The 3197-nt window shown below is 63.7% G+C and carries 2 protein-coding genes; one reads left to right on the top strand and one right to left on the bottom strand.

Annotated features, from left to right (window positions below):
* Positions 1-214: 214 nt before the first annotated feature.
* Positions 215-1558 carry a VanZ family protein gene (locus AB0N06_RS38420; RefSeq protein WP_366139310.1) on the top strand — a complete coding sequence of 448 codons (1344 nt, stop codon included), beginning with the start codon at positions 215-217 and terminating at the stop codon, positions 1556-1558.
* A 210-nt stretch (positions 1559-1768) separates the two neighbouring features.
* On the opposite strand, the gene AB0N06_RS38415 is transcribed toward AB0N06_RS38420, so the two are convergent.
* Complete coding sequence (locus AB0N06_RS38415) at positions 1769-2842, bottom strand: IS110 family transposase (protein WP_366139311.1); 1074 nt, start codon at positions 2840-2842, stop codon at positions 1769-1771.
* Positions 2843-3197: the final 355 nt, after the last annotated feature.

The following is a 3197-nucleotide window of genomic DNA, read 5'->3' as shown; positions in this document are numbered from 1 at the left end:
CCTTGTACGACGGCGGCGTACTACCCACGGACAACTCCTCCCAGCATGACCCACCAGAAGATCATCCCACCCGGTCAGTCAACGTGACAGTGCCTTCCAGACCCCTCCGGTTACCCCCTGCTAGAACTGGCATGAATGCGCTGGGCCGCCCTTCTGTTGGGGTTGGCCCAGCCGTCCATCTTCTCCCTTACCACCTTGCTCCAATGAGGCCTCTGTGATAAGTGCCATCTTCCGCGACAATCCTTGGATTATCACCTCATTTCTAGTCCTTAGCATCCTGCTGGGCACTGCAATGTGGTATGTATCCAGGAGGAAGTCCCTTCCCCGGGCTGCATCAATCCTTTTCGGGTTGTCTCTTGCGGCAGAACTGGCGGCCACTCTCTCCCCAAGCCACACGGGAGCAGGCGTTTCGGGTGTCTGCGCGGTGAACCGCGACCTCGTAGGCCCGTTGATCGCTCCACAGGGACTGATGAATGTTGGTCTTTTTGTGCCGGTAGCTTTCTTCTCCGTCCTGCTCTTCAAACGGCCGGCGGTAAGCCTGGCCGGAGGAGGGCTCCTCTCGGCGTGGACCGAATTCATCCAGGCTGTCACGCCGCACACCGGTCGGTCCTGCGCCTCTGAGGACCTCGTAGCCAACACCTTGGGCGCCCTGATCGGAGTGACGCTCGCCGTCCTTATCTGGCGATTCAAAGCGGCTAGCACTCAGACCAATTGGCGGACGCGAGCGAGTAGGGCAGACCTCATTCGAGCATCACAGTCGCTCGCGATAGGAGGGGGAATTCTGTTTGCAATCGGGGCGATTTTCGTCACACCCGTACTTGTTGAGGTGGCCGATCTGACAAAGGCCAGTCCGGCTCAGAAAGAAGAAGCCGAACGGGTTGTCCGAAAGATTTACGGAGAGAATCAGGTAATCTCTGCGATTCAATACACGAAGGGGGCAGGGGGGCAGGAGGGGCAATTCCTAGTAACGCTCAATAATGGATTCATGAATTTTACAGAGAACGAGACCTTCATTACAGGATCGACAGCATCTCCCTCTCTTCCCGGGGTCTCTCAGAGCCGTGTGCGGACCGACGAAGACGCCATCCGGCAGGCAACAGACTTTGTGCGTAACCGATTTCCTTGGGCGCTGAAGAAGAGCAAGGTAAACGTCAACCCCACAGTGGCAGGAACGGGCCAGCGGACCGTCGCTTGGCGCCAGCGCGTAGAGGGCGTTCTGATGCCGATGAGGATGGACGTTGTCGTAGAACCCACGGGTCGGATCTCCGCATTCACCGGGCGTAATGAACCAGGCCCGGCTACTCCGCCGGGACACAAGATCAGCGTCGCGAAGGCGCGCGAGATTGCAGCTGGATACCTCGGTGGAAGCGGCGATTTCAGAAGCTCTGAGCTCCTGGTGCAAAAGAACAGTGCCGGCCAGTGGGAATCGCGATGGGCCGTCAACTTCGTCATGCCGCCCGCCAAGAATACGGGACCAGAAGACGTCCCTACGGGTTCGGACGTCACAACCGTGATGATCCATGCAGATACCGGACAGGTGATCGACGTCAACAGCTGACCGGGGCTATGCAGCTACTCCTACACACGGGTCGACGGATACTGAACGTTTCGCTGTATGGAAGACAACTCCCGACTGCGTCAGGCCGTTCTTGCCTGGCTCGAGCAGGCACGCGACCTGCCCTCCATACCCCAGGCCATCACCGATGCAGCACTGGCGACACAGCCGGAGTTCGATGCCCTGAGCAAGGCATTGATGCCCCTATGGATGTCAAGTAGCGGTTGCGGCACGTGCGCGGCTGGCTGCGGGGCTCGGAGTGGCGATGAGCCGGTAGACCTCCCGTGCGATGTAGCGCTTGAGGCAGCGGATGACTTCTCGGCGCGTCTTGCCCTCGGCAAGGCGTCGCTGCAGGTAGTTCCGGGTGCGGTCGTCCCAGCGCAGGCGGCTGAGGACGATCCGGTAGAGGGCGGCGTTGGCCTGGCGGTCGCCGCCGCGGTTGAGTCTGCGGCGCTGGGTCTTGCCGGAGGATACTTCGACCGGGCTGGTGCCGCACAAGGCAGCGAAAGACGCCTCGCTGGTGAGGCGTTCGGGGTTGTCACCTGCGGCGATGAGCAGGGCTGCGGCGCTGTCCGGGCCGACGCCGCGTACGTCGAGCAGACCGGGCGTACTCGCCTTGACGGCCTCGGCTATCCGCTGGTTCAGGTCGTCGATCTCTTCGGTCAGGTGCTGGATTCGGCGGGCCAGCAGACGCAGGGTGTGCCGGGCAGCTGTAGCAGGCCCGGTCGCGTCCAGAGCTTCCAGTGCGGCGCACCGCTTGATCAGGTGCGGGTTGGTCAGGCCCGCCAGGGTCTCGCGCAGGGCGGAGTCGGCGCAGACCAGGACGCTCTTGAGCTGGTTGATGGCCTGGGTGCGGGACTTGATCGCGGATCCCTTGGCGAGTTTGAACAGCCGCAGCATCTCCACCGGGCCATCGCTCGTCTTGGCCGTGGCGGTGGCGCGTCCGGACAGCACGGCGCGGGCGGCGGCCTCGGCGTCGACGGCGTCGGTCTTGCCGTGGCGCCGGCGGGCGGCCTTGTCCGGCTGGTTGACCTCCGTGACCTCGATTCCCTCGGCGTGCAGGTGGCGGGCCAAGGCCGCCCCGTAGGAGCCGGTGCACTCGACGCCGGCACGTCGCACCACTCCGAACGAGCGGGCCCAGGCGATGAGTTGGCGGTATCCCTGCGCGGTCGCCGGGAAGCTCTGGCCGTCCAGGGCGGCACCGAGCATGGTGATGACAGCCGCGGCGTGAACGTCCTTGTGGGTGTCCACGCCGAGCAGGACCTCCTCGGCGGCGTCGGCCGGGATGTGACACGGGGCAGCGGATTGCGTGATGCTGGGCAAGGTCGCCTTCTCCTGATCGCCTTGGGTGCTGGTGGCCGTCGCCGGGCCGGGGCGGTCAAGACTGTGACGGTGCCTGTCGCGAAGGCCCCTATCGGGACACGTCCCCTGCCCGGCGGCAGCACGCACCGCACCGAGCGGGCAGCCGACAGATCAATGCCAAGGCACACGGCCAGTCACGTTGCGAGTCAAGCCACCGCCCGGAGCAGCACCCGATCATCCTCACAGTCACGTTGGCTGGCCGGCGTGGGATGATCTTGTGGTTGGTCGTGCCGGGGAGGGGTTCGCTCGTGTCGTCCGCGTCGCCGTCGTACAAGGGCCA

This window comes from Streptomyces sp. NPDC051020, assembly GCF_040683105.1.
Taxonomy (GTDB): Bacteria; Actinomycetota; Actinomycetes; order Streptomycetales; family Streptomycetaceae; genus Streptomyces.
The sequence above is the reverse complement of the archived record's forward strand: the minus strand, read 5'-3'. Positions and strand labels throughout refer to the sequence as shown.